Annotated in this window: 28 protein-coding genes and 1 tRNA gene; 17 read left to right on the forward strand and 12 right to left on the reverse strand. The window is 64.5% G+C overall.

What is annotated here, in order from left to right; genetic code table 11:
• Positions 1–31 precede the first annotated feature (31 nt).
• Positions 32–1,552: a class I adenylate-forming enzyme family protein gene (locus ACZI8R_RS16840; RefSeq protein WP_463380790.1), complete on the forward strand. Its 1,521-nt coding sequence runs from the start codon at positions 32–34 to the stop codon at positions 1,550–1,552.
• Positions 1,549–2,565 carry an NADP-dependent oxidoreductase gene (locus ACZI8R_RS16845; RefSeq protein ID WP_463380791.1) on the forward strand — a complete coding sequence of 339 codons (1,017 nt, stop codon included), beginning with the start codon at positions 1,549–1,551 and terminating at the stop codon, positions 2,563–2,565. The genes ACZI8R_RS16840 and ACZI8R_RS16845 overlap by 4 nt, the downstream gene beginning before the upstream one ends.
• Before the next feature lies 1 nt (position 2,566).
• Here ACZI8R_RS16845 and ACZI8R_RS16850 read toward each other — a convergent pair whose 3' ends face one another.
• From ACZI8R_RS16850 to ACZI8R_RS16860, 3 genes are all read right to left on the reverse strand, one after another.
• Positions 2,567–3,199: an HAD family hydrolase gene (locus ACZI8R_RS16850; protein ID WP_463380792.1), complete on the reverse strand. Its 633-nt coding sequence runs from the start codon at positions 3,197–3,199 to the stop codon at positions 2,567–2,569.
• A 78-nt stretch (positions 3,200–3,277) separates the two neighbouring features.
• Complete coding sequence (locus tag ACZI8R_RS16855) at positions 3,278–3,964, reverse strand: TetR/AcrR family transcriptional regulator (protein WP_463380793.1); 687 nt, start codon at positions 3,962–3,964, stop codon at positions 3,278–3,280.
• Between the two features lie 61 nt (positions 3,965–4,025).
• Complete coding sequence (locus ACZI8R_RS16860; protein WP_463380794.1) at positions 4,026–5,411, reverse strand: MFS transporter; 1,386 nt, start codon at positions 5,409–5,411, stop codon at positions 4,026–4,028.
• A 109-nt stretch (positions 5,412–5,520) separates the two neighbouring features.
• Between ACZI8R_RS16860 and ACZI8R_RS16865 the strand changes: the two genes are divergently transcribed.
• Positions 5,521–6,132: a TetR/AcrR family transcriptional regulator gene (locus tag ACZI8R_RS16865; RefSeq protein ID WP_463380795.1), complete on the forward strand. Its 612-nt coding sequence runs from the start codon at positions 5,521–5,523 to the stop codon at positions 6,130–6,132.
• Between the two features lie 71 nt (positions 6,133–6,203).
• Entirely contained in the window at positions 6,204–8,423 is a 2,220-nt protein-coding gene (locus ACZI8R_RS16870; protein WP_463380796.1) for an MMPL family transporter, read from the forward strand.
• Between the two features lie 5 nt (positions 8,424–8,428).
• On the opposite strand, the gene ACZI8R_RS16875 is transcribed toward ACZI8R_RS16870, so the two are convergent.
• The 3 genes from ACZI8R_RS16875 to ACZI8R_RS16885 all read right to left on the reverse strand — a co-directional run bounded on the left by ACZI8R_RS16875 (position 8,429) and on the right by ACZI8R_RS16885 (position 11,095).
• Positions 8,429–9,670, reverse strand: coding sequence for a serine hydrolase domain-containing protein (locus ACZI8R_RS16875; RefSeq protein ID WP_463380797.1), 1,242 nt, complete (start codon positions 9,668–9,670; stop codon positions 8,429–8,431).
• 85 nt (positions 9,671–9,755) lie between these two features.
• Positions 9,756–10,610, reverse strand: coding sequence for a DNA-3-methyladenine glycosylase family protein (locus ACZI8R_RS16880; protein WP_463380798.1), 855 nt, complete (start codon positions 10,608–10,610; stop codon positions 9,756–9,758).
• Positions 10,607–11,095 (reverse strand): methylated-DNA--[protein]-cysteine S-methyltransferase, encoded by a 489-nt coding sequence (locus ACZI8R_RS16885; RefSeq protein WP_463380799.1) that lies wholly within the window; start codon positions 11,093–11,095, stop codon positions 10,607–10,609. The genes ACZI8R_RS16880 and ACZI8R_RS16885 overlap by 4 nt, the downstream gene beginning before the upstream one ends.
• 164 nt (positions 11,096–11,259) lie before the next feature.
• On the opposite strand from ACZI8R_RS16885, the gene ACZI8R_RS16890 reads away from it, so the two are divergent.
• A complete protein-coding gene (locus tag ACZI8R_RS16890; RefSeq protein WP_463380800.1) occupies positions 11,260–11,814 on the forward strand; it encodes a ribulose 1,5-bisphosphate carboxylase large subunit in 555 nt (184 codons plus the stop codon).
• Positions 11,815–11,860: 46 nt separating this feature from the next.
• Here the strand turns inward: ACZI8R_RS16890 and ACZI8R_RS16895 are convergent, their stop codons facing one another.
• Positions 11,861–12,463, reverse strand: coding sequence for a TetR/AcrR family transcriptional regulator (locus ACZI8R_RS16895; protein ID WP_463380801.1), 603 nt, complete (start codon positions 12,461–12,463; stop codon positions 11,861–11,863).
• A 103-nt stretch (positions 12,464–12,566) separates the two neighbouring features.
• Here ACZI8R_RS16895 and ACZI8R_RS16900 point away from each other — a divergent pair, with 103 nt between their 5' ends.
• Positions 12,567–13,007 carry an SRPBCC family protein gene (locus tag ACZI8R_RS16900; protein ID WP_463380802.1) on the forward strand — a complete coding sequence of 147 codons (441 nt, stop codon included), beginning with the start codon at positions 12,567–12,569 and terminating at the stop codon, positions 13,005–13,007.
• On the opposite strand, the gene ACZI8R_RS16905 is transcribed toward ACZI8R_RS16900, so the two are convergent.
• The gene (locus tag ACZI8R_RS16905) at positions 13,004–13,765 is read right to left on the reverse strand and encodes an SDR family NAD(P)-dependent oxidoreductase (protein WP_463380803.1); all 762 of its coding nucleotides are present in this window, start codon (positions 13,763–13,765) and stop codon (positions 13,004–13,006) included. The two genes, ACZI8R_RS16900 and ACZI8R_RS16905, sit on opposite strands and share 4 nt — an antisense overlap.
• Before the next feature lie 42 nt (positions 13,766–13,807).
• Positions 13,808–14,953 carry an acyl-CoA dehydrogenase family protein gene (locus ACZI8R_RS16910; RefSeq protein WP_463380804.1) on the reverse strand — a complete coding sequence of 382 codons (1,146 nt, stop codon included), beginning with the start codon at positions 14,951–14,953 and terminating at the stop codon, positions 13,808–13,810.
• A gap of 110 nt (positions 14,954–15,063) precedes the next feature.
• Here ACZI8R_RS16910 and ACZI8R_RS16915 point away from each other — a divergent pair, with 110 nt between their 5' ends.
• The 9 genes from ACZI8R_RS16915 (at position 15,064) to ACZI8R_RS16955 (ending at position 21,950) form a co-directional block, all read left to right on the forward strand.
• Positions 15,064–15,672, forward strand: a complete 609-nt coding sequence (locus ACZI8R_RS16915) for a TetR/AcrR family transcriptional regulator (RefSeq protein WP_463380805.1) — start codon at positions 15,064–15,066, stop codon at positions 15,670–15,672.
• A 77-nt stretch (positions 15,673–15,749) separates the two neighbouring features.
• Positions 15,750–16,067, forward strand: coding sequence for a hypothetical protein (locus tag ACZI8R_RS16920; RefSeq protein ID WP_463380806.1), 318 nt, complete (start codon positions 15,750–15,752; stop codon positions 16,065–16,067).
• Positions 16,064–16,642: a DUF3558 domain-containing protein gene (locus ACZI8R_RS16925; protein ID WP_463380807.1), complete on the forward strand. Its 579-nt coding sequence runs from the start codon at positions 16,064–16,066 to the stop codon at positions 16,640–16,642. Before ACZI8R_RS16920 ends, ACZI8R_RS16925 begins: the two co-directional genes overlap by 4 nt.
• Before the next feature lie 61 nt (positions 16,643–16,703).
• Positions 16,704–18,236 carry a hypothetical protein gene (locus ACZI8R_RS16930; RefSeq protein WP_463380808.1) on the forward strand — a complete coding sequence of 511 codons (1,533 nt, stop codon included), beginning with the start codon at positions 16,704–16,706 and terminating at the stop codon, positions 18,234–18,236.
• Complete coding sequence (locus ACZI8R_RS16935) at positions 18,233–19,018, forward strand: ESX secretion-associated protein EspG (RefSeq protein ID WP_463380809.1); 786 nt, start codon at positions 18,233–18,235, stop codon at positions 19,016–19,018. The genes ACZI8R_RS16930 and ACZI8R_RS16935 overlap by 4 nt, the downstream gene beginning before the upstream one ends.
• 4 nt (positions 19,019–19,022) lie before the next feature.
• On the forward strand, positions 19,023–19,496 hold the full coding sequence (locus ACZI8R_RS16940; RefSeq protein WP_463380810.1) for a DUF309 domain-containing protein: 474 nt from the start codon (positions 19,023–19,025) through the stop codon (positions 19,494–19,496).
• Positions 19,496–20,146 (forward strand): LON peptidase substrate-binding domain-containing protein, encoded by a 651-nt coding sequence (locus ACZI8R_RS16945; protein WP_463380811.1) that lies wholly within the window; start codon positions 19,496–19,498, stop codon positions 20,144–20,146. Before ACZI8R_RS16940 ends, ACZI8R_RS16945 begins: the two co-directional genes overlap by 1 nt.
• 61 nt (positions 20,147–20,207) lie before the next feature.
• Positions 20,208–20,281: transfer RNA gene (locus tag ACZI8R_RS16950), tRNA-Met, on the forward strand.
• Between the two features lie 73 nt (positions 20,282–20,354).
• Entirely contained in the window at positions 20,355–21,950 is a 1,596-nt protein-coding gene (locus tag ACZI8R_RS16955; RefSeq protein WP_463380812.1) for a phytoene desaturase family protein, read from the forward strand.
• On the opposite strand, the gene ACZI8R_RS16960 is transcribed toward ACZI8R_RS16955, so the two are convergent.
• Positions 21,944–22,390 (reverse strand): DUF1801 domain-containing protein, encoded by a 447-nt coding sequence (locus tag ACZI8R_RS16960; RefSeq protein WP_463380813.1) that lies wholly within the window; start codon positions 22,388–22,390, stop codon positions 21,944–21,946. The two genes, ACZI8R_RS16955 and ACZI8R_RS16960, sit on opposite strands and share 7 nt — an antisense overlap.
• A 7-nt stretch (positions 22,391–22,397) precedes the next feature.
• The gene (locus ACZI8R_RS16965) at positions 22,398–23,150 is read right to left on the reverse strand and encodes an MBL fold metallo-hydrolase (protein WP_463380814.1); all 753 of its coding nucleotides are present in this window, start codon (positions 23,148–23,150) and stop codon (positions 22,398–22,400) included.
• Between the two features lie 171 nt (positions 23,151–23,321).
• Between ACZI8R_RS16965 and ACZI8R_RS16970 the strand changes: the two genes are divergently transcribed.
• Entirely contained in the window at positions 23,322–23,450 is a 129-nt protein-coding gene (locus ACZI8R_RS16970; protein ID WP_463380815.1) for a hypothetical protein, read from the forward strand.
• 114 nt (positions 23,451–23,564) lie between these two features.
• Positions 23,565–24,404 carry an alpha/beta hydrolase gene (locus ACZI8R_RS16975; RefSeq protein ID WP_463380816.1) on the forward strand — a complete coding sequence of 280 codons (840 nt, stop codon included), beginning with the start codon at positions 23,565–23,567 and terminating at the stop codon, positions 24,402–24,404.
• A 1-nt stretch (position 24,405) separates the two neighbouring features.
• Here the strand turns inward: ACZI8R_RS16975 and ACZI8R_RS16980 are convergent, their stop codons facing one another.
• Positions 24,406–24,801, reverse strand: a complete 396-nt coding sequence (locus ACZI8R_RS16980; RefSeq protein WP_463380817.1) for a MarR family transcriptional regulator — start codon at positions 24,799–24,801, stop codon at positions 24,406–24,408.
• Between the last annotated feature and the right edge of the window lie 27 nt (positions 24,802–24,828).

Raw genomic sequence — 24,828 nt, forward strand, 5'->3', positions numbered from 1 at the left:
AACACACGTTTTCACCCCGGAGGACCACCTCATGCCAAATGTTCTCGATCCGGTCTGTCGACACGCTGAATCCGACCCCGACAGCATCGCCCTCCGCGGCGAGCGCTCCGCCTGGACCTACGATCAACTCCGACGTGCCGCATCGGAATTCGCGGAAGCTCTGACCAGAGCGTGTATTTCGCGGGGAGACAGGGTGCTTCTCCTTGCACCGTCGGTGCCCGAGTTCGTCGTCGCGTACCTCGGTACTCAATCCATCGGGGCCGTGGTCGTACCCGTGAACACGATGTCGACCCGGGTGGAGATCGAGTACGTCCTCGCCGACGCCGAATGCTCGATTGCGCTCGGGTGGCACGAATCATGCTCGGCAGTAGACGAAGCCGCAGCCGGCGCAGGCATTCCGTTCTGGAATCTTGGAGTGCAGGAGCCCGGCTCCCATACGGCCTCGGCTCCTGTTCTGGACATCGCACCCGAAGAGACCGCCGCCATTCTCTACACCTCCGGAACCACCGGCAGGCCGAAGGGCGCGCAACTCACCGTCGGAAACCTCCTCGCGGGCGGCGAGATCGGCGTGAACAGCAGTCGCGGCACGAAGTCCGATCGAACGGGCACGGGTCTGCCGCTGTTCCACGTGTTCGGACAGGCGGCGGTGATGATGGCAACGTTCACCGGGGGAGGCTCGTTGTCGCTGCTCGCCAGATTCGATCCGGTCGCCATGCTCGAGATGCTCCGCCGCGACCGCCTCACCGTCATGGCCGGTGTGCCGACCATGTGGAATGCGATGCTCCACGCGGCCGGTGACGCGTCACCGGCCGACTTCGCCGACCTCCGGGTAGCCATCTCCGGCGGCGCCTCACTGCCGGGTGAGATTGCCCGAGAATTCGAAGCCCGCTTCGGCTGCACCATTCTGGAGGGATACGGGCTCACCGAGACCACGGCATTCGGAACCTTCAACGATCTCGACCGAGGCGGCAAGATCGGGTACACCGGGAAGGCGGTGAGCCGCACACACGTCGAGGTGAGAGATCCGGACGGCAACAAGTGCGGGGTCGGCGAAGTCGGCGAGATCCACATCAAGGGCGACACCGTGATGAAGGGCTACTGGAAGCGTCCGACCGATACCTCGGCTGTCCTCGCACATGACGGCTGGTTCCGGACCGGAGATCTCGGCACGGTGGACGAAGACGGCGATCTTCGCATCGTCGACCGGCTGAAGGACCTCATCATCCGAGGCGGGTACAACGTGTATCCCGGCGAGGTCGAGGAGGTGCTCTACGCCCACCCCGACATCGTCGAAGCCGCGGTCGTGGGCGTGCCCGACGATCACTACGGCGAGGAAGTCGCCGCCGTGGTATCGATCCGGCCCGGCGCGAGCGTCACCGCCGCCGACGTCGAATTCTGGGCCCGAGACCGTCTGTCCGCATACAAGATTCCCCGCATCGTCAAGTTCGTCGATGCACTTCCCAAAGGCTCTACCGGCAAGATTCTGAAGCGCTCGATCGATCGCCGAGAACTCCTTGCCGAGAACACGAAATCAGGAAAGGTACACACATGACATCGGAGAATCGACAGGTCCGGCTGGCGCAGCGCCCCGTGGGGCGACCGGACGAGAACACCTGGGAGATCACCAGCGAAGCGATCCCCGAACCCGGCGACAACGAGTTCGTGGTGCGAGTCGACTACACCTCGCTCGATCCCGCGATGCGCGGGTGGCTGAACGACGTGAAGTCGTATGTCCCGCCCGTCCAGATCGGCGAGGTGATGCGCTCGCACGGAGTCGGTCGGGTACACGCATCGAACAATCCGAAACATCCTGTCGGCCAGGTGGTGTCCGGTCAGTTCGGCATCACCGACTACGCAGTGTCCGACGGACGCGGAGTGCTCGAAGTCGACGAAACCGTTGCCCCGGCGCCCACTTGGCTCGGTGCCCTCGGCTTTCCCGGGATGACCGCATACTTCGGTCTTCTCGACGTCGGCCGGATGCGCGCGGGTGACACCGTGGTCGTATCGGGTGCGGCCGGCGCGGTCGGCAGCCTCGTCGGGCAGATCGCCAAACTGCACGGCTGCCGCGTCATCGGCATCGCCGGTGGGCCCGAGAAGTGCGCCTGGCTCACCGAGCTCGGATTCGACGTAGCGATCGACTACAAATCGGAATCGGTGGGACGCTCGTTGCGTCAAGCCGCCCCGGATGGCATCGACATCTACTTCGACAACGTCGGCGGCGAGATCCTCAACTCCGCCTTGGCCTTCCTGCGCAAGGGAGCGCGGGTCGTGCTGTGCGGCGCGATCTCTGGATACAACGCCACCGACCCACAGCCGGGGCCGTCACGCTACCTGTCACTGCTCGTCACCCGTTCGTCGATGAACGGCTTCATCGTATTCGACTACCTCGACCGCTTCCCCGAGGGCATGGCCGCCATGTCGGAGTGGATTCGCCGCGGATTGATCGTGGCACGCGAACAGGTCGAGACCGGTGGCGTCGAAGCCTTCGGAGAGACGTTGACGATGCTGTTCGACGGAGCCAACACGGGCAAGCTCGTACTGCAGATGAACGACGAGTCGGCCTGAATCACTTACGGATCGCCGCGCCGATTCCGTACCGCTCCGCCAACTGACGACGCGTGTTCTCGGCATCGGTGTGCAGAATCCCACCGATGCCGAGGCGTGCGGCGCCGTCCAGATTCTGTTGCAGGTCGTCGATCATCACCGCCTGCCCGGTGGGGACCTCCAGCAGATCGCAAGCAATCTGGTAGATCTTCCGGGAAGGCTTGCGCACCTTCACCTCGGAGGAGATCACGACTACGTCCGCAAGTGACGGTAGGTCGAACCCCGAGTAGCAATCGCGTCCGAATGCGTTGGACACCAACGCCACCGGAACACCCTGTGCGCGTACGTCGGCAATGAGGTCGAGGGAGTCCTGGTCCGGAGTCAACCCGGCCATCATGCGTGACACCAGCCCCTCCGGTGTGGCGGTCGCGCCGTGAATCCCGAGTCGCTCGGCGAACCCGTGCGAGAACTCGTCTTCGTCGATGCGTCCCGATTCGTGGTCGGAGAGAAGCCTCTTGGCGAGTTCGTCCTCGCGCAACAGCCGGATCGGTAGCCCCGGATCCGCACCGATCGACACGGCGAATGCCTCGAAGGCGGTGTGCACGCTGCTGGTCAGCACACCACCGAAGTCCACAAGAACGGCTGTCGACGTCATACTTCCGATCAAACCTGAACTTGAATTCAACGTCAATACCCCGTGTTCGGCTGAGGAGTCTCTGGACTCGCTAGCCACTCACAGGGGGAGGCGGAGGGCGTTGGCCCACAGGCGGGTGGCAGTGAATACCAGATCGTCGAACGAACTGGGCTCATCGCCGTCTCGAACGCTCGGCTCGGTGACGAAGTACGAGAATCCGAGACGGCTGATCATGCCGGACAGCGCTCTCGACGCAAGGAGCGGATCGAGCTGCTCATCCGCGAGACCGCTGCGTTGCAGCTCCGCGATACTGCGCGCGTTCCGTCGGACGAACGCGTCTCCGCGATTCTGGCGCAGCCGCCGGAACTGGGGATCGATGTTCGCGACCTGCTCGAGCAGGCCCATCAACTTGGCGTTGCGCTGGTATGCCGCAAAGTAGGCGCGGTTGCTCGCTTCGATGACGGCCACCGGATCATCGTCCGCGGCGACGTGCGGCATCCCTGGATGCATCATGTCCTCTTGAGCGGTTTCGAGCACCGCCGCGAAGATCTCTTCCTTGCTCGCGAAGTACGTGTAGAACGTGCCGGCCGAGCAGTGCGCTTCCGTGGTGATGTCGATCAGTCGGGAGTCGAGGTAGCCGGACTTCTCGAACACGGTGCGGGCCGCCGAGACCAGCGCAGACCTGGTCCGCAGACCGCGGCCGGTGGTCGGCAGATCGCGCAGCAGCGAGGTATCCGCCATCGACGGCGGATCCTCGCTCGCCTCTCGTGGGACAGAAGCAGACATGGGCTATTTATACGTGACCCGTCGTCCACCACGAGAATCGCCGCGCTGCCACCAGCGAGAATCAGTGCAGGTGCGCACCCGGAACAGCCTTCGGATCTCGGCGAACCCATTCGGGATTGGTCTCACGCAGCTTCCACGCGGACAGGAAGGTGATCAGACCCATCAAGGCCACGAACCCGGACACCAGCGTGGTGCTTCCCGTCTTCGCGATCAGCGCGGTCATGATGAACGGGGTGCCGCCGCTCACCGTGATCGCTGCCAGTTGGTATGCCAGCGAAGCACCCGAGTAGCGCACGTTCGGCGCGAACAATTCGCCGAGGTATGCCGCGAGCGGACCATAGGTCATCGACTGGAACACGCTGCCCACCACCACAGCGATGAAGAACAGCGCGAGGTTGGCGGTGTTCACGAGCCAGAAGTACGGGAAGGCCCAGAGGACGATCATCGCGCCGCCGATCAGGATCAGCGGTCGACGTCCCCACTTGTCGGACATCTTTCCGGACCACAGGATCACTCCGATACCGAAGAACGAGCTGATCATCGACATGATCAGCAGGTCGTTGCGATTCATACCGAGCTCCGCGGTGCCGTAACTCAGCACGCCGGCGATCGAGATGTAGAAGAGGCTGTTGGTTGCCGCGAGAAGGCCGCACCCCAGCAGGATCTTCCGCCAATGCTCTTTCAGTGCCTGCGCGAGCGGGGCCTGAACGACCTTCTCCGACGGCGACTTCTTTGCGGCCTCGGCCTGCAGGTCGCGGAACTCCGGGGTGTCCTCGACCTTGGTCTGGATGTAGTAGACGACGGGGAACAGCAGCGCGCTGGCAAAGAAGGGGATGCGCCAGCCCCAGGTCAGAAACGCATCGTTCGAGATCGCCGCGGTCGCCCCGAGGAACACGATGTTTCCGAGCAGAACACCGAACGGCACGCCCATCTGCCCGAAGGTGCCGGACAACCCGCGTTTCTTCGGGCCCGCCGATTCGGTCAGCAACAAGACGATGCCGCCCCACTGGCCGCCGCACGCCGCACCCTGCAGGAACCGCAACGTCACGAGCAGGATCGGCGCCGCCACACCTATCGACGCCGTACTGGGCAGGCAGCCGATCAGGAACGTCGCCGCACCCATCAGCATGAGGCACGTGACCACGGCCGGCTTACGCCCGTACTTGTCGCCGTAGTGACCGGCGATCAGCCCGCCGAGCGGGCGGGCCACGAAACCGGCCCAGAACGTGCTGAACGAGAGCAGCGTCCCCATGAGCGCCGACGCATCGGGGAAGAACACGTGCGGGAATACCAGCGCCGCGGCCGTGCCGTAGAGGAAGAAGTCGTACCACTCGATCGAGCTGCCGATCAGACCTGCCGCGAGCAGCTTGCGGTGCGCACGTTTCTTGCCTCGGGACATGGTGTCCTCAGCGACGTTCCCGTTCGGCTCCACTGCCGATGTCGTCATGGACTGCTCCTTGCGTTCGTTCACGGACCTGGGGGAATCACTCGTTTCAGAACTTGACGCCAACTTCAAGTGAGTGAGCGCCCGCTTAGTGTGCGACGATGTAGATGTGATGTCAATCACCTCCGAACGTCGCCTCTTGGACGCTGCCGTCGAGCTCTTCTCCGACCTCGGCTTTCAAGCCACCAAGACACGTGAGATCTCCCGCATCGCCGGTCTGAGCCCCGCCGCGATGTACGTGCACTTCCCCTCCAAGGAGGATCTGCTGTTCCGGCTGGTTCGGGACGCCCACGAGTCCACGCTTCGACTGCTCGCGGATTCCGTTGCTCCACATACCGACCCGGTCACGCGGGTACGCGCACTCGTCTACGCCTTCAGCACTGTGCACGCCACGAGTTACCGCCTGGCCAGAATCGCGCAGTACGAGAGTCGGCACCTCACCACCGAACACCGCAGTGAAGTCGGCGAGATCCGCAGCCGGATTCGCAGCACCGTCCGCGCAGAGATCGACAACGGCATCGAACTGGGAGCCTTCACCATCGACGACCCTCGCATCGGCGTGCTCACCATCATGTCGCTGGGAATCGACATCTGCCGCTGGTACAGCCCCGACGGCGAATTCACGGCAGAAGAACTCGGCAACATCAACGCCGACCTCGTACTCCAGGTCTTACGGGCCGATCGAACCTGCCGGAATCAGGGTGTCGTAGCTACCCCACCGTGATGTACTGGACGCCGTTGGTGGGCCCATCGGCGACCGAGATGGGTTCGGCGTCGCACGTCGAAGGAGAACCCATGAGCACGGTGGTGTCGCCCGAAAAGAACGAACCCCCCACCCGTGCGCGCCGCGGTTGGCCCGTCTTCACGATCGTCGCGGTGGCGATAATCGCCTTCTTCGCAGGTGGCGTGGGCGGAACCTTCCAGGGCAAGCTCACCGAGGTTCAGAAGAACGACAACGCCGCGTACCTCTCGGATTCCGCAGAATCGACGGTGGTCACCAACGAATCCGCGCAGTTCATCCAGGTCGAAACCATCCCGGGTTTCGTTCTCTTCCACCGCGACACGCCCCTCACCGACGAGGACAAGGCCTCGATCGGCGGCGCACGTGAGGCCATCGCGGGAGTGTCGGGCGTCGACGCCACGGCCGTGACTGCCCCTGAGTTCTCCACAGACGGCACCACCGCCTCGATCTACGTGCCCCTCGTATCGCAGACCGACGGCGAGGCCGTTGCCGGCGATGTGATGGCAAAGACAGAAGAGAACGTTCTCGACGCGGCGAAAGGTGCCGTCACCGATCTCGAGGTGCTCCCTGCCGGTCCGGGCGGATTGCTCGTCGCTTTCATCGACGCGTTCGCGGGTCTCGACGGCGCGCTGCTGGGTGCGGCGCTGCTGGTAGTCGTGCTGATCCTGCTCGTCGTCTACCGCTCACCCGTGCTGTGGTTCTTCCCGCTGTTCTCTGCGCTTCTCGCACTGGGCCTCGCCTCGATGGTGATCTATCTACTCGCGAAGGCGGAACTGCTCACCCTGACCGGACAGAGTCAGGGCATCCTGTTCGTTCTCGTGATCGGCGCCGGGACGGACTATGCGCTGTTGTTGATCGCCCGATATCGGGAAGAACTCCACTTCCACGAGAACCGATTCGACGCGATGATCACGGCCTGGCGCGAATCCGCGCCCGCGATCACCGCATCGGCAGTCACCGTGATCCTCGGCCTGCTGTGCCTGATGTTCTCCGAACTCAACTCGAACAAGAGCCTCGGCCCGGTCGCCGCCATCGGCATCGCCTGCACCTATCTCGTGATGATGACGTTCCTGCCGGTGGCGCTGGCCGTCGCCGGCCGTTGGGTGTTCTGGCCGCGTAAGCCGAAGGTGGATCACGAAGCAGACCTGGTCACCCACGGAATGTGGGGCAAGATCGCGTCGGCCGTCGGCAACAAGGACCGCCCGTTCTGGATCGGCGCGACCGTGCTGCTCGCGGCGCTCTTCCTGGTCGGTTTCGGCAGCCTGAAGACGGACGGGTTGTCGTCCACCGAGAACTTCACCAACAAGCCCGATGCCGTTGCAGGCCAGGAACTGTACGACTCGAAGTTCGACCCCGGCGCCGGTGCGCCGGCGGTGATCGTCACCAACGCAGATTCACTCGATGCGGTCACGGAAGCGGTCAAGGGTGTCGAGGGTGTCTCACCGGATGCCGGAGCCGTCTGCCCCCAGGTCGATGTCGCGAAGCTCGCCGAGCTGGTCAAGTCCAATCCCGAGGCGGTCGCTGCCGCGTCCGGATCCGGCTGTGCACCAGATTCTCTCGACGTTGCACCTATCGACGGTCGCACCGTCCTGAACGTCACCCTCGCGGATTCCTACGACTCCCCCGCGGCCCTCGATACCGTGCAAAGACTGCGCGACACCGCTCACGCGGTTCCCGGCGCCGACGCCCTCGTCGGCGGAACCACGGCCACGACTCTCGACGTGCAGCAGGCATCGGTGCACGACCGAAACCTCATCATCCCCATCGTTCTCGTGGTCATCTTCATCGTGCTCGCAGTACTGCTACGCGCGCTCCTCGCACCGATCATCCTGATCGCCACCGTGGTGTTGTCGTTCGCCGCGACACTCGGGGTGTGCGGGCTGTTCTTCACACACGTGTTCCACTTCGCGAACGCCGATCCGGCATTCCCCCTGTACGCGTTCGTGTTCCTCGTCGCGTTGGGTATCGACTACAACATCTTCCTCATGACGCGAGTGCGTGAGGAGACCGAAGAACACGGGACGAGGTCGGGGGTGCTCCGCGGCCTCGCCGTGACCGGTGGAGTCATCACCTCTGCGGGCATCGTCCTCGCCGCAACCTTCGCGGTGCTCGGCGTGCTGCCACTGGTGTTCCTCGCCGAGGTCGGATTCGCCGTGTCGTTCGGCGTTCTCCTCGACACGATCATCGTGCGCAGCATCCTGGTTCCTGCCCTGTCACACGACATCGGCAAGAAGATCTGGTGGCCGTCCGCCCTCGCAAGGGCGAACGACTGACCGATCTATCGAGGAGCCAGACCACTCTCGAGCACTCGCCGGTCCAACGCGTCTCCACGCTCGCTGGAGAGAATCGGGCCCTTCTCGAACGCCCCGGGATCGGCCACGTCCGCGCCCTCGACACCACGCATGAGAATGCGGAAGAACTCGTGGTAGAGCTCCGAGTCGGCGGGGTTCGATCCGCCGGCCTGGGAAGCTTCGACACCCGTCCACGTCACCGTCATTCCCAAGCTCGGGATCACGAAGACGTTCTGGTTCAGGGCACCGTTTATCGAAAACAGATCGGTTGGCGCACTGGGAATCATCCGATGCCCGACCACGTCCTCGCTCGGATACGCCGGGCCGACGCAGGTTTCACCCTCGTTCGTCCAGAACAGCAGGCTGTAGCAGGGGTTCTGCGGAGACGGTTCGCGCAGTTTCGCGATGTAGTCGGACGACAGGACGCGCTGCCCGTTCCACTCACCGTCATCGACCAGAAGTGTTCCGAGCTTCGCGAAATCGTTGGGGCGCATGAACATGTGGGCGTAGCCGTAGGTGTTTCCGGCACGATCTCGCAGCCAGTTGTACGAGCCGGACGCGATACCTATCGGATCGAACAGCTCGCGCTGGGCAAACGACTGGATGTCCTCACCCACTGCCTGACCGACGACGTACGCCAGCAGGTCCGGTGTGCGCTGGCTGTACTGGAAGTCGGTTCCGGGCTCGCGGACGATGGGTAGCGACATGGCCTGACGCGCCACGTCAGGATCGTTCCCCGCGGTGACGCCCTCCATGGGTAGCGATTCGAGGAGGCCGGACGTCTGGGTCAGTAGTTGGTTCACCGTGATCGCACGATGCGCGTCGTCGCCCAAGCCCTCCGGAAGGTAGGTGCCGATAGGCGCGTCCAGGTCGAGCTTTCCCTGATCTCGTGCGACCCCGGCAACGAGCGACACGATGCTCTTCGTGGCGCTGAACAGCTCCCACGGCTGGCCGGCCGTCGTCGCGTTGTAGGGGCCCTCCCCGATCAGGCAATTGTCGCGATGAACCTGGACCGACAATCGCGACCGTCCGCTCGCGTACTCGATGGCTTCGTGCAGAGCCTCGGGATTCACGCCGACGCTTTCGGGAGCAGCGCGATCGAAATCTTCGCCCGCGGCGGGCGGGGCGCACTCCTGGCCGGCCGGTGCAGCCGGTGCGGCCGAAGCCACCGGCACCAACGTCACTCCCGCCAGAACAACCGCACCCAGCACCCCTGCGACCAGCTTCATCCGTACCCTCCGGTGTCCACGACCACGCATCGTGGCCCAGGACACCATTGCACGCTGGTGAAGGGGGAGACAACAACTACCGCAGCTACCCGTAGACCTCGTCCGTCCAGAGGTGAAACAGCGCGTAGGCGCGCCAGGGTCGCCAGGCCTCCGCGACTTCGGCGGCCTGCCGGGCATCGTCGACCTTCAAAGCGCGTTGGAGAACCAGATCGCTTGGAGTGAACGCATCGGGGTCGCTCAGAACCCTGACAGCGAGGTAGTCGACCGTCCACGGCCCGATCCCCGGCAATGCCAGGAGATCGGCACGAAAGGCGGCCGGATCCGCATCATGAGAGAGGGACAGTCCGTCGCACGCTGCCGCTGCCAACGCGGTGACGGTGCGGGCGCGAGCATTCGTCAGACCGATGGTGGAACGAAGGCGTTCGGTGGGCTCGGTCGCGAGAACGGCAGGGTTCGGGAACAGTCGCATACGGCCGTGATCGACACCGTATGCCGTGACGAGACGCGACCCGAAAGTGCGAGCGGCGGCAACGGACACTTGCTGCCCCAGCACGGTGAGAACCGCCGTCTCGAATCCGTCCACCGAGCCGAGTCGGCGCAAACCGGGCCGCTCGGCCACGAGCGGCGCCAGAGTCGGGTCCTGGCTCAGTGCGGTATCGACCACTACCGGATCGGCGTCGAGGTCGAGCCACCGCCTGATCGTCTCGATCACGTCGTCCGTGTCTTCCTCGGCCGCCGGATCGATGTCGGCCTCGACATGGTCACCATCCGGCCGTACCCGCACGGTGACCATTGCCGGACCACTCCGCCCGGGTACCACGCGGGTATGGCCCCCGGAGTCCGGATCCCGCTCTTCCAGCCCTGGAACTGCGTGGGCTGCCAGCGAATTCCACAATGGCGCGTGCGTGAAGGGCGGGCGGTACGGCAACCGGACGATCATGCAGGCAGCCGCTCCCGGTCGAGGAGGAACTGCTTACGCTCCAGCCCACCCGCGTAACCGGTGAGTGAGCCGTCCGAACCGACCACGCGGTGACACGGGACGATGATGCTGAGCGGATTCTTGCCGTTGGCCGCAGCCACCGCCCGCACGGCCGTCGGCTGTCCCACCGCTTCCGCCAACTCACGATAAGTCCAGGTCTGCCCGTACGGAATGGTCCGCAGCATTTTCCACACGCGGATCTGAAACGGCGTTCCCAGTGGGGCCAGCGAAACCGAGAACTCGGTTCGCGAGCCACAGAAGTATTCGTCGAGCTGCGCGACCACAGCCTCCGAGCCCTGCGTCGATCGAGTTCCGAAGGTAGCCGGATCGGGGCGGTGTCGGTGCTCCGCCATGTAGATGCCACCGAGAGCCCCGTCTCGATCGACCAGGGTCAACGGGCCGATCGGAGAGTCGATCACCCGGTGGGTAACTGTCTCGACGTTCACTGTTCCCATCCTTCCACTCGAGAAGCCAGGCACGTTGCCTCGCTGTGAAGTAGACGCCGAGGGTCGCGACAATGTGAGGTCCCACTCCATCCAGTCCATGAGCCTCCTCACGTCCCCACGGGAGAATCGCGCTCGGCAGGGGAAATTCCGTAATGATGGAACGCATGGAACTCTTGCCCATCGCGCCACGCGACATCGTCCGCACCACCGCGGGTGTCGCACGCTGGTCGGTAGGCACTGCCGTGTTCGTGGTCGGTCTACCTGCGAGACTGGACGCTCTTCTCGTTCGGGCCGAGCTGTTGATAGCCCGCGTAGAGCAGGTCACCGAAGGTGCCGCTCTCGCCGCAGCCAAGGCCGATGCGGTGGCGGACGGCGCCGGAACCGTGGTCGCCGCTGCCGGACAGACTTCGGAGGCCGCACAGAACCTCCTCGCCGTATACGAGCCGATGGCATTGCACGCAGCCCCGCTCGCGCGCACGTTCCTGGACGAACTGAGCGGCGAGGAGATCCACGCCGCGATCCGGCTGGTGAACAACCTCCCCGAGCTCGCCGATCGCTTGACCTCGCTCATGCCGGTCCTGGCAACTCTCGACACCGTGTCGCCCGAGATTCACGAACTACTCGAGGTCGTCAAGGACGTACGGCAGGCGATCCAGGGCGTGCCCGGTTTCAAGTTCTTCAGGAAGCGCGGCGAGGCGAAGGACGACGACGAGGACTGAGGTCACACCGCGCATTTCCGGCCCTTGATCGCAGAGAGGTCAGGAGTCAGGCGTCGACCGCGCTCCGCGCGATGGAGAGATACCGTTCGACCAGTTCCTGCGGAGTCAGCGGTCCGTCCGCGCGGTACCACGTCGATACCGCCACGCACATGGTGGTCACCGCCCGACTGGCATCCTCCGGAAACCTGGTGCCGAACTCCCCGGACTCGACGCCGTCACGAACTATGTCGTCGAGCATCTTCTGCTGCTCGTCCCGCAAACCGATATACGCACTGCGCGCGTCCGGTTCCATACTCCGCGTCTCCCTCGAGGCGACGAAAGCTTGCTCACGCCTGTGCATATGGAACAGCAGCAACGACTCGACGACGGCATCGAAACGCTCGCCTGCCGTCGGCCCCGCATCGGCAAGGGCCGCACCGCTGCGTTCGAGCAGTTCGACCATGACCGCGTTGGTCAGCCCCACTAGCAACGCCTGCTTCGACGGGTAGTGGTGATACACGCCCGGCACCGACAGTTCGGCACGAGCCGCGATCTCCCGGATCGACGCACCGTCGTAGCCGCGTTCGACGAAAGCCGAAAGGGCAGCGGACAGCACTTTCGACAGCCCCTGGTCCGGGTAGTGTCGCCAGCCTCCGTGCTCCATCTTCATGGCGTTCACCGTATAACTGCACGCCACGGCGGACGAGCCCATTTCACGCTGTCCATTACAGTCGTCCCGGAACGGTCTCCGAGACGAAGGCGGGTCACCGACCATGATTCACATACGGCACGCCGGGATTGCTCGGGTACCGATCGACGTCGCGTTCGCCTACCTCGACAACTACGAGAACGTCCCCAAGTGGATGTTCGGCATCTCGCAGTTCACACCCACCAGCGAGTTCACCCAGGGTCTGGGCGCCACTTTCGACACGATCATGCAAATCGGCCCCAAGAACCTGCGATCACGGGTCGAGATCACCGAATGGGTCGAAAACGACGTCATCACGATCTCCTCCCTCGACGGGATCGCCAACTCGTCCACGTGGCGATTCACCGCGAGGGACGACGAGCACACCGAACTCGACGTCGACTTCGCCTACTCACTTCCCGGCGGACTGGCAGGCCGCGCACTCGGCCACCTCGTCGAGCCGATCATCGAGTCGGCCATCACCGGCACCGAGAACAGACTGCGGAGAAACCTCGAGCAGCTCTAGGTGACCGTGATGCCGCCGTCGACCGGAATGGTCTGGCCGGTCACGTAGGCCGCGGCATCCGAAGCCAGCCAGACCACGGTCGCAGCCAGTTCGTCCGGATCGCCCAGCCGTCCCAGCAGAAGGCGCGGCTTCATGCTCTCCAGGTAGCCCTCGTGGTACTGCTCGGTCATCTCGGTAGCGAAGAATCCGGGCGCAATCGCATTGACGCGGATACCCTTTCGCGTTCCCCACTGCTGCGCGAGATCGCGCGTGAGGCCGATGATGCCGGCCTTGCTCGCCGCGTACGCCGCCTGCGGAAGTCCCGCGGTGGTCAACCCGAGCACGCTCGAGATGTTCACGATGGCGCTGCCCGGCTTCATCACCCGGCCCGCAGCTTGCGCTGCCCAGTACGAACCGTTCAGGTTGACGTCGATCACCTGACGGAACTGGTCGGGGCTTTCTCTGGTGGCAGGAAAGGCAGTGCCGATGCCGGCATTGTTGATCAACACGTCGACCTTGCCGAACTTCTCCATGGCGGCATCGATCATGCGCTGAGCCTGATCCGGATCGGCGATGTCGGTGGCTACCGTCAGCGCCTCCCGTCCTGCTGCGCGGACCAGCTCGGCGGTGTTCTCGAGCTTGTCGGTGCGCCTGGCGGCCAGCACCACGTCGGCGCCGGCCTCGGCAGCGCCCTTGGCGAAGGCGACTCCCAACCCCGACGACGCGCCGGTCACAACCACAACCTTGTCCTTCAACGTGAACTTGTCGAGAACGGACATGTGCACTCCTTTTTCGTCGTCGAGACTCGATCGGCCGAGTCGCTAGAGGCCCAGGTCGCGGCCGATGAGTTCCTTCATGATCTCGTTGGACCCTGCCCAGATCTTGGTGACACGCGCGTCCATCCAAGCACGCGCAGCGCGGTACTCGGTCATGAAACCGTAGCCACCGTGCAACTGCACGCAATGATCGAGAACCTCGTTCTGAACCTGCGCGGTCCACCACTTGGCCTTGGCCGCGTCGATGGCAGTGAGCTCACCGGCAGCATGCGCCGCAACACAATTGTCGACGTAGGCCTGCGTGACCTCCACTCGGGTCACGAGATCTGCAAGCAAGAATTTGTTCCACTGCAGTGAGCCGATCGGCTGCCCGAAAGCCTTGCGGTCCTTCGCATACTGCAGTGTCTCTTCGAGAATGGCGGCAACGTGCGCGAGGTTGGAAACCGCCGCGCCGACTCGCTCCTGCGGCAGCATCTCCATCATGTGGATGAACCCGCGGTCTAGTTCGCCGATCATGTTGGTCGACGGCACCCGAACGTTCTCGAAGAACAGTTCGGCGGTGTCCGACTCGTGCTGGCCCACCTTGTCGAGCTTGCGCCCGCGCTCGAACCCTTCCATCCCGGTCTCGACGGCGAACAGCGTGATGCCCTTCGCCTTCTTCTCGGGGCTGGTCCGTGCCGCGACGATGATGAGGTCCGCGTTGTAGCCGTTCGTGATGAACGTCTTGGAGCCGTTGATGATCCAGTCGTCACCGTCGCGCACCGCAGTCGTCTTGAGAGCGGCGAGGTCCGATCCACCGGAGGGCTCGGTCATTCCGATGCCCGTGAGAAGTTCACCGGTGCAGAACTTGGGGAGCCAGCGCTCCTTCTGCTCGTCGGTGGTCAGCTGAACCATGTAGGGCGCAACGATGTCCGCGTGAATTCCGAAGCTCGAAGCGACCGCGGCACTTGCCCGTGACAGTTCCTCGCCGAGGATCGCGTTGAACCGGTAGTCGCCGGCTTCGCTACCGCCGTACTGCTCGGGCACCTCGAGTCCGAGGTAGCCGTTGCGTCCCGCCTCGAGCCAGATCTCACGATCGATGAACCGCTGCTCGATGAGCTTGTCCGCGACAGGCGTGATGTTGCGATTGACGAACTCGCGAACCGAATCGCGGAAAGCCTCGTGGTCGGGTCCGTACAGGGTGCGTCGCATCACCGCTCCATTTCAGATTCTAAGCGTTCGCTTATTTTCTAAGCGCCCGCTTATACTCGTAGGCGCAGCCGATAATGTCAACATCCGATGCAAGGGAAGGCGGTGACTTGATGAGCGAGACGTCGGACGTCGTCATCACTGCGTCCAAGGCCGCCGCCCGGATTCGCGCTGCCGCAATCGACGCGTTCGCTGCAGGCGGTTATGGCGGCACCACCACGCGCGACATCGCGGCGCGGTTGGACCTCAGCCCGGCCGCGATGTACCCGCACTATCGATCGAAGGAAGACCTGCTCTTCGCGATCAGCTACGAAGGCCACCAGCTGGCACACGAGTTCGTCGCGACCGCAGACCCCGAAAACGCGACCCCCCTCGAACGGCTCCGCGCCGTGGTGTCCGCGTTCGCCGGTTGGCAGGCGCTGCACCACGCGCAGGCCCGAGTGATTCAGTACGAACTCACGGCCCTCACCCGCGATCACTACCGCACCTTGGTGCGGATGCGACGCGAAACCACGGCGATCGTCCGGTCCGTCGTGGACGCCGGAATCGAATCGGGAACATTCACCGTTCCGGACGCCGAAGGCGTCACCCTGGCCTTGATGTCACTGTGCGTGGACGTGTGCAGGTGGTTCCCCGCCGGCGCCTACACCGACCCGCAAGCCGTCGGCGACCTGTACGCAGACCTCGCTGCCCGGATGGTCGGCGCACACCAGGCCCCATAGTCGCGGTGCGGTAACATCGCGCCACGAATGGCGCCAACAGCACCGACTCGGGGGGATTCATGACGGAACCGTTGTACTTGGACGACGATGCCGCCGCGCAGTGCGTCGCAATCTGCGACCGCATCATCGAGAAGTTCGACGAGGCAATCAAAAAGTGCGTCATCTTCGAACGGACCTCCGGCTTCGGCGGATTCGATTCAGCGCAGCAGCTACAGAAGGCCTTCGAAGACAAACTGGTCCACTCCCCCGCATCGGTCCGTAACCGACTGTTGCAGCACCAGGACGCGGTAAAGTCGATGAAAGCAACGTTTGCCGCAAACGGCAGGGGCTTCGAAGACACCGAAAGCGATTTCTACCGGGCGTTGCAGTCGATTACAACGGCACAGCAACTATGAGGCGCCTGACAGCGCTCTGCGCGGCGGCAATTTTTGCCGCGGTACTTGCTGGGTGTGGATCTACCGACAGCTCTCCCGCCGCTGGCGAAGGTGCCGATGCCACACCAACCAGAGCACCTCGTCAGACAGACACCTCGGACCGTCCGCTAGTGGCATTCGACCCTTGCTTGGACGTGCCCGACGCCACCGCGGAAAAAGCTGGATACGATCCGACCACCAAAGTTACCGAAGACATCCCGAGCGCCGGCGACTACACCTTCTTGGGCTGCAGCTTCAAGACACCCGTGCGGCAGTACACGCTGACTCTTCTGTCCGGCAATGTCACCTTCGCGGAAGAAGCCGCGAAGACCGCCCCCGACGCGAAACCCCTCCAAATCAACGGGCGAAACGGATTGCTGACGCGGGAGGACGACGTTCCTGACGCATGCTCGTACTCCCTTGAAACCAAGTACGGAATTCTGATCGTTCTCCGCAGCCTCAACCACGATTACATAGGGCGGGCACCACAGGAAGAATGGTGCGCCGGCCTGGAAGACACTGTCCGCCAGATCGAACCGCTCCTCCCGAAGGGCTAGTGGTGGGGCCGCGCGAAAGTTCAGTTGAAGCACCACGTTCGACACCGAGGGGGAAATAGATATGGGACCGACACCACCGCAACCGTCCGCCGACCAGTCGGTGACGCTGCCATTCGGGGTTCAGACGCACCCGGCGGATGAAAGCTCGGCTCCGTCACTCCCCTTCCCGTTCACGAGCACGACTTCTCCCGTGACGACAGCGGCGATTCCCTCCACTTCCAATTCGCAAGCCCAGTCGGACAACCCGTTCGAAACTCTCCTCGGCCTGACACCAGACCTTGAGTCAATCAAGCAGAAGGCGAGCGAGCTCACCGAAAAGGTCAGCGACTCGATCGCGCACAACGAGATCGTCGACCCCGTGTACATCAACGGCCACGAAGACTTCGAGGGCGCTGCCTCGTACAACGCGCTGGCGGCCAAAGTCCAGGAAATGTTGCCGGCCGGTATCTCGATTCCTGCCGAAGCCTGCAAGGGCATCGCAGACATGGGTCTCGATGCGGACTTCCAAGACCTGCACAACGTGATCGGCACCAAGTGGACCGGCACGGCCGCGACCGCTGCGGCGGGCGCTGTAACCGCACTGACCGGCTCCACCACCGAACTGTGCACGGGAATCACCGACATCGGTACGCGGCTCGAATCCGTCTCCAGCACGGCAAGTCTGATCCGCGTGAAGATTCCGAACCGCCAGTTCGGAACACCGCTCACGATGCTCTCCATGGGCACCGGCGCGGCAGACCTGGCAAAAGCCGAGATCGAAGAAGAGAACGCCCGCCGCGAAGCGATTGCGGCACTCCAGACCATCTACTCCCCCGGCTACACGAACGCAGGAACCGGAGTGCCCGTCCTGCCGGCACCGCGCGTGGTTCAGGGCGACGACGGTTCCGGTGGCGGCGGCTTCGGTCCCACCGGAGGACCGGGCTCGTTCGGTGGTCAGGGCGACGGTTCCGGTGGCGGTGGCGGCGCGCCCGGTAGCGGCGAGAACGCACCAGGCGGCCAGCCCGGAGCGGAGAACCCGGCAGGCACCGACCCCGCCGCGCAGCAGCCCGCCAACGGACAGCCTGGCACGAGCGGCCCGGCCAACACGGGCGCGGCCGCAACCATGAATCCCAATGCCAGCGGAACGCAGGGACATCTCGGAAACGGCCAGGGCCGTGACGGATTGGTCGGCCCCGGAACGGGATCGGGATCAGGCAGCGGATCGGGCGCAAGTGGCGCCGCCCATGGTGGCGCAGCCGGTGCTTTCGGCGCCGGTGGTGGCGCAGGCTCTCGCCGCGGCAGCGACCGCAAGCGAGACGAAAGCCAGTCCGGTGGCGCGGTAGGCATGATGCCCGGTGTCCCACCCGGAGCCGCAGCACTCGGCGCAGGAGCCGGGGCCGGCGCAGGTGCAGCCGTCGGCGCCGCATCCCAGACCAGCCTCGCTCGCCCCGGTATGGGCATGGGCGGCGGCGGGATGATGGCGCCGCGCGGAGCCGGTGCAGGCGGCGATGACGACAAGGAACACAAGACCCCCAGCTACCTCGTCAATGTCGACAACGGCAACGACCTGATCGGCCCCATCGACCCAGTGGCCCCGCCGGTGATCGGCGCATGACCTGGGAGCTCAGCTCCGACCAGTTCATGACACTGTGGGAGGCAACCGATCTCGATCGGTTGCCCTACCCGCTGCGGCATCGCTCGTCTGCCACCACCATGGACGAGCGTGCCATCGTCGACCGCCATCTCCGTGACTGGCATGAGTCTCTCGACGACCGGAAGCTGAGCGCCTGCATCCAGGCTCTGCGCCACCCCGACTATTCGGTCACGGTGTTCGTGCCGGACGAAGCCGACGTGACCGAAGCGAACCCGATCCGACGACGTGGATGTGTGCGGGGCCGGATCGCCGTGGTTGTCGAGCAAGCACCAGGCGCCATAGGTCGCGGCGGTATCTCCGTCTCGGTCAATCACGGCACGGATGCAGAGAACCGGCGGTGGTTGGCCAAGCGCCTCACGACCGGCATTCCCGACACCCCGCCCGGCAGCATCCGGTCGCTGTCCAGTCCGCCGGAGGGCCTGGAGCGCCGGAAGGCCGGATCGACTGCGGTACTCCACGACATCGCGGTGCCCGACGGAGACCGCATCCGGCGCCTTCTCACCAGGGCGCACACCGCCGAGGGGTACGTGTGTCTGCTGGGACCGCGCCGCGGCCTCGACGAAGCACTGATCGACGAGATGACATGGTTCGACGTCGCAAACGACGGCCGCTACCTGCACTCCATCGACCACCAGGTCCGCCTCCGAGCGGTTACCCTCGCCGATCTCCGCAGCGCGTTCGAGGAGCGATTCGAGAAGCTCGCCGCGGGTCCTTCAATGGAGCGTGTGTCACCGCTAGTGTGAACCCATGGCCGAACGGGAGAGGGACAGCACGGGCAAACCACTCAACGCTCGCCCACGCGACGAACTGGGCAGGCCGTTGCCACGCGGCGCCGAAGGGGTTCCTCGAATCCCTGACGACGTGCAACTTCCCCCTGACGAGTCCATCACCGAGGCTCAACGACTTCTCGATCACAACATGCCGTTTCATGCCCACGAGATCTTCGAGGGCACCTGGAAGATCGCTTCCGAGGACGAACGCGAGCTGTGGCAGGGCCTCGCCCAGTTGGCCGTCGGCCTCACACACTTGATGCGCGGAAACAGCAGTGGCGCAGCCACTCTGCTCCAGCGTGGGCACGACCGAATCCGGCATTACGAAGAAGAGCCGCCACACCTTCTGGACGTCTCCGGACTCATGATGTGGGCACGCCATCTGATCGTCGAAATAGACAGAGGAACAGACCTTTCCGCTGTTCCCATCCCCAGGTTGAGGATGCCCTGATGGCAGCGGACGACACGTTCGAACTTCCGATGTTTCCGTTGAGCACCGCGGTTCTACCCGGCCAGAAGCTCCCACTGCATGTGTTCGAACCCCGCTTCCGGGATCTGGTTCACGATTGTCTTGCCGCTCCCGAACCCCGCTTCGGCGTCGTACTGATCGCGCGTGGACACGAGGTGGGCGGCGGCGACGTCCGGCACGACGTCGGAACCATCGCGACCATCGACACACACGCCGCGATCGGCGACGGTCGATTCGAACTACTCTGCCGCACAACAGAACGCATCCAGGTAGTCGACTGGCTCGAGGACGATCCGTATCCGCGCGCGAAGGTGCGGGAGTGGGCCGACGAGAACGAGGGCGCACCGGTCACCGAGTACGAGTACAGCACCCTTGGTGAACGAATCGACCTGCTCTACGGCTTGCTGGGGAAGCTGACGGCCCAGATAGGCGACCCGACGCCCACGCCACCTGTCCTTGCCGCATTCCAAGGACCACTCGGCGACCGCCTGTACGACATCGCAGCGCACGTTCCGATGGGGGACGCCGACACCCTCGCATTGCTGGCAGCACCGGGCGCGGACGAGCGCATCCGCGTTCTGGCGGAGACCATCGAGAACGCGATCGAAATGGTGCAGTTCAAGCTGCTGTGACGAGTGAGACAACAACTCGTTTTCATTCTCCCCGGCCGGATGTGTACAGTGGAAAACACGACGCGGGGTGGAGCAGCTCGGTAGCTCGCTGGGCTCATAACCCAGAGGTCGCAGGTTCAAATCCTGTCCCCGCTACGAAAGTGGCCCGCAGCCACGGTGATTCGATTCGCCGGCTGCGGGCCACAGCTTTTTCTGCCAGTCTGGAGACATGAGTTCCGTCGACGCAGTCGTCATCGGTTCCGGCCCGAACGGCCTGGTCGCCGCGGCGGTACTGGCCGATGCCGGCTGGGATGTGGCCGTCGTCGAGGCCCAGCCCACTCCAGGCGGCGCGATCCGTAGTGCCGAGGTATTTCCCGGGTTCGTCACCGATCTCTTCAGTGCGTTCTACCCCCTTGCCGCTGTCTCTCCTGCCCTCGCCGCCATGAACCTCGACGAGCACGGACTCGAGTGGAGCCACGCACCCTACGCAGTCGGGCACGCCCGCAGCCCTCAGGACGACGATGCGCCGGTGGTCCACCCCGCCCCGGAGGACACCGCCGCCGACCTGGATGCGCGACACCGGGGCGACGGGCGCGCCTGGCTGGATCTCGTAGAGCAGTGGCGCACCGTCGAGCGGCCTTTCCTGCAGTCGCTCTTCGGCCCGTTCCCGCCGATCAAGGGCCCAGCCGGCCTGGTACGTGCCTTGGGCGCCGGTGACGCCCTGCGACTGGCCCGCTTTCTGGCCCTACCGGCTCGCCGAATGGCTCACGAATTGTTCGGGGGCGATGCCGCGCGCGTCCTGCTACTCGGCAACGCCATGCATGCCGATGCACCCCCGGACGCCCCGGGCAGCGGCGTCATGGGGTTCATTCTGACCATGCTCGCGCAGTCCAGCGGATATCCGGTCCCGGTGGGCGGTTCGGGCGCCCTCTCCGCCGCAATGGTTCGCCGGGTGACCGACGCCGGCGGGCATCTGCACTGCGGAGACACGGTGGTGTCCGTAGACGTGAGGCATGGCCGAGCAAGAGGGGTCACCACCGCGTCGGGGGCCCGATTCGAGGCACGGCACGCAGTGATCGCGGACGTATCGGCCCCATCACTGTTCCAAGATCTCCTTGCACCGGAACATGTTTCGTCGGGCGTACGTCGAGATGTAGACAGGTTCGAGTGGGACACACCTGTCGTGAAGGTCAATTACGCACTGGAGCACAAGATTCCATGGCGCTCCACGAGCCTGTCCGGAGCGGGAACGGTTCATTTGGGAGCGGACGACGACGGCCTGGTCCACTGGATGGCCGACCTGACGACCGGACGATTGCCCGCCTCACCGTTTCTACTGTTCGGACAGATGACCACCGCCGATCCGACACGATCGCCCGAGGGAACCGAAAGTGCTTGGGCGTACACCCATCTACCGCGCGGTGTCACCGACGACGACTCGGCTCGAATCGTCGCCGAGCGGGTGGACCAACTGTTGGAGGCGCATGCGCCGGGCTTCACCGACTCGGTTGTCGGACGTCAGGTGCAGCGGCCGTCCGATCTCGAAGCTGCCAATGCGAACTTGGTGGGCGGCGCGGTCAACGGCGGCACTGCCCAACTTCATCAGCAGCTCGTGTTTCGTCCGGGCCCGGGACTGGGACGCAGTGAGACCCCGATCGACGGGTTGTTCCTCGGCAGCGCATCGGCGCACCCCGGCGGCGGTGTTCACGGCGTCTGCGGATTGAACGCGGCGCGGGCCGCACTTCGGCAGCGCGGACCGTTGGGGTGGCTTCGCAGGCGTGCGACCACGCAGTTGACGGAAGTCCTCGCCCGCAGCCGCTACTGAGCGGACTCCCCACGCTCGTACTGTGCGTCCACACCCCGGTACACCTGGACGCTGCGGTCGGCCAGTTCGCGCAGGACGCCGAGATCGATGTCGGCGAGCTTGTTCACGTACACACAGCCCTTGCCGAGCTTCACTTTGCCGAGCCGGCCGAGGAGCTCCTCGTGCTGTTCGCCGAAGTCCGCAACCATGTAGATGGTGTGTTGACGGCCGCTGGTTGCGAACCCGATCAGCGGCGCCGTGCCTTCCCAGCCGGTCGCGTAGCGGTACCGATACTCGCCGAACCCGATGATCCGGGATGCCCACACGACGGCCTCCTCGCCGGTGAGCTCCTGCATCATCGCGCGGAGCTGTTGCGCGTCGCCGCGCCGCGACTCGGGCAGGGCCTCGATCAGATCGTCGACGGACTCGCCGGACGGTGACATGGCAGGTTTCTTCGACACAGCAGAATCATAGGTGGGTGCGCTCGCGGGCCAGGTCCACCGCCGCGCCCACGTCACCACGGTGCAGGGGGCCGTGACCTGGGAGCACCAGGTCTGCATCCAGACCGGCGATTGCATCGAGCGATCTCAGTGTTTCGGCCCGGTCGTGGTGGTACATCGACAACAGTACGTGCGGCCCGGTGATCGTCGAAGTGCCGTGCCCGGTGACGAGCGCGTCACCCGTGAGGACGGCGCCGACCGAGGGCAGGTAGTAGCCGCAGTGGCCACTGGTGTGACCGGGCAGCGGCACGGGGACCGGACCACCCGGAAGGTCGAGCGGACCGTCGACCGGGAACGGCTGGGCTTGGGGAACGGACACGTGCTTGGTCCCACCCAATCGCATTATCCGCAGGCTCCACGGCAGCACGCCCGGGCGCCACGAATTGGCGGTGACCTCCGGTATCGACACCTGTTGGAGGTAGTCGCGGTGGGCGTGGCGGGTCTCTTCTTCGGAGGTGTAGACCGGAAAGCCGTACTGTGCGCACAGTTCGGGCAACGTTCCGATGTGGTCGACGTGGGCATGGGTGACCAGGGCGGCGGCGATGTCCTCCGGGCGACGACCGATCTCGGCCAGTGAGTGTTCCAGTGCCGCGCGGCTTCCCGGATACCCCGCGTCGATCAGAGTGACGGATCCGGAGTCCTCGACGAGGGTCCAGTTCGTGTCTCGACCCGTCACCAGGTAGGTACCCGATGCGACCTCTACGACCTCTGGTGCTTTCACATCACGGACCCTACGTGACCTCGAAGAGGGACGTCGAGATCAGTCTGCCCGAGATTTGTTGTATCAGCATCGGATTGGTCGAACTTGACCTAATCTATCGGTGTGACGGTGTAAGCCGCCCATGAGTTCAGGGTCCATAGTCGGGATTCCAGCCTTTACAAGGGGACAGTCATGGAAAGTGTGCTTTTCGGTCTGAACAGCGCTTTGAACAGCGGAGTCACGCTGGGCCTCGCGAACACGATCATCACTCTCGGTGGTCTCATCTTCAATCTGGACCTCGACGTCAACGTCGTGGGATAGCCCCCTTCAATACGCGCAGCGGCGGGGCCGAACGTGATCGGCGAACCTTCGGCGTGAGTCCCTGCCGCGTGCAATGATCTGGGCGCACTGCAACCGGATCAGAGGTGGCCTGCCATGCAGCACGAAGAGTCGAGCTTCTCCGGCGTCGCCGGCACCCGCATCGTGTACGACGTGTGGACGCCGGACGAGTGTCCTCGTGGGGTGCTTGTGCTGTGCCACGGCTTGGGCGAGCACGCCCGCCGCTACGACCACGTCGTGTCTCGGTTGGTCGATCTCGGACTGGCCGTGTACACGCCGGATCATCGTGGCCACGGCCGGTCCGGGGGCAAGCGAGTTCACCTGCGCGAGTGGAACGAGTTCACGGACGACCTGCATCAGCTGTTCGGTCTCGTGTCTCAGGAGCGGCCCGGGCTCGACAAGTTCCTGCTGGGGCACAGTATGGGTGGCGCCATCGCGTTGTCGTATGCGATCGACCACCAACAGGATTTGAAGGCGCTGATGCTGTCCGGGCCGGCGGTGGACGTCACCTCGGGCACGCCGAAGGTCGTGGTCGAGTTGGGCAAGCTCGTGGGCCGGTTCCTGCCGGACGTTCCGGTGGAAACCCTCGACTCGACCAATATTTCGCGGGACCCCGAAGTGGTGGCCAGATATCAGAACGATCCACTGGTTCATCACGGCAAGGTCCCCGCGGGAATCGCACGCGGGATCATCGTCAACGCGGAGAGCTTGCCGAAGCGGCTGCCGTCGTTGACCCTTCCTCTTCTGCTCCAGCACGGCAGTGACGACGCACTCGCGAACGTGAACGGCACCAGGATGATTGCCGAGATGGCGGGTTCATCGGACCTGACCGTGAAGATCTACGAGGGCTTCTTCCACGAGATCTTCAACGAGCCGGAGCAGCAGCGCGTCCTCGACGATCTCGTCGACTGGCTGGGCCCTCGCATCGGCGACTGAGTCAGTCGACCGACACTGGGGGCTCGGACGCGAGGTGCTCGGCGAGCACCTCGATCTGAATTTTCTTGGCTTCTGCGTGCACCGCATGCCCGCGCTCGGTGACGTCCACGAACACACCTCGCCGGTCGGCCTCGCACATCGCGCGCACCACCAGCCCCGCCTTCTCGAGGCGGGCCACCGTGCGTGACAGCGCGCTCGGACTCAAGTACATCTCGGAGGCCAAGTCCTGCATCCGGGCACGCTCGCAGGTCGCGTCGATCAGCCGATCGAGCGCCTCGAAGTCGCTCATGCTCAACCCGTGTGCGTGTTGCATCTCACGGTCCAACTCACAGGCGACGGTGTTGTAGCGGACCAGCAGCCCCCGCCACTCGGCACGAAGTTCCGCCTCTGAGCTCATGACCCGCACCTTAGCCTCGACCGGCGA

The sequence above is a fragment of the Rhodococcus huquni genome (genome assembly GCF_055231055.1).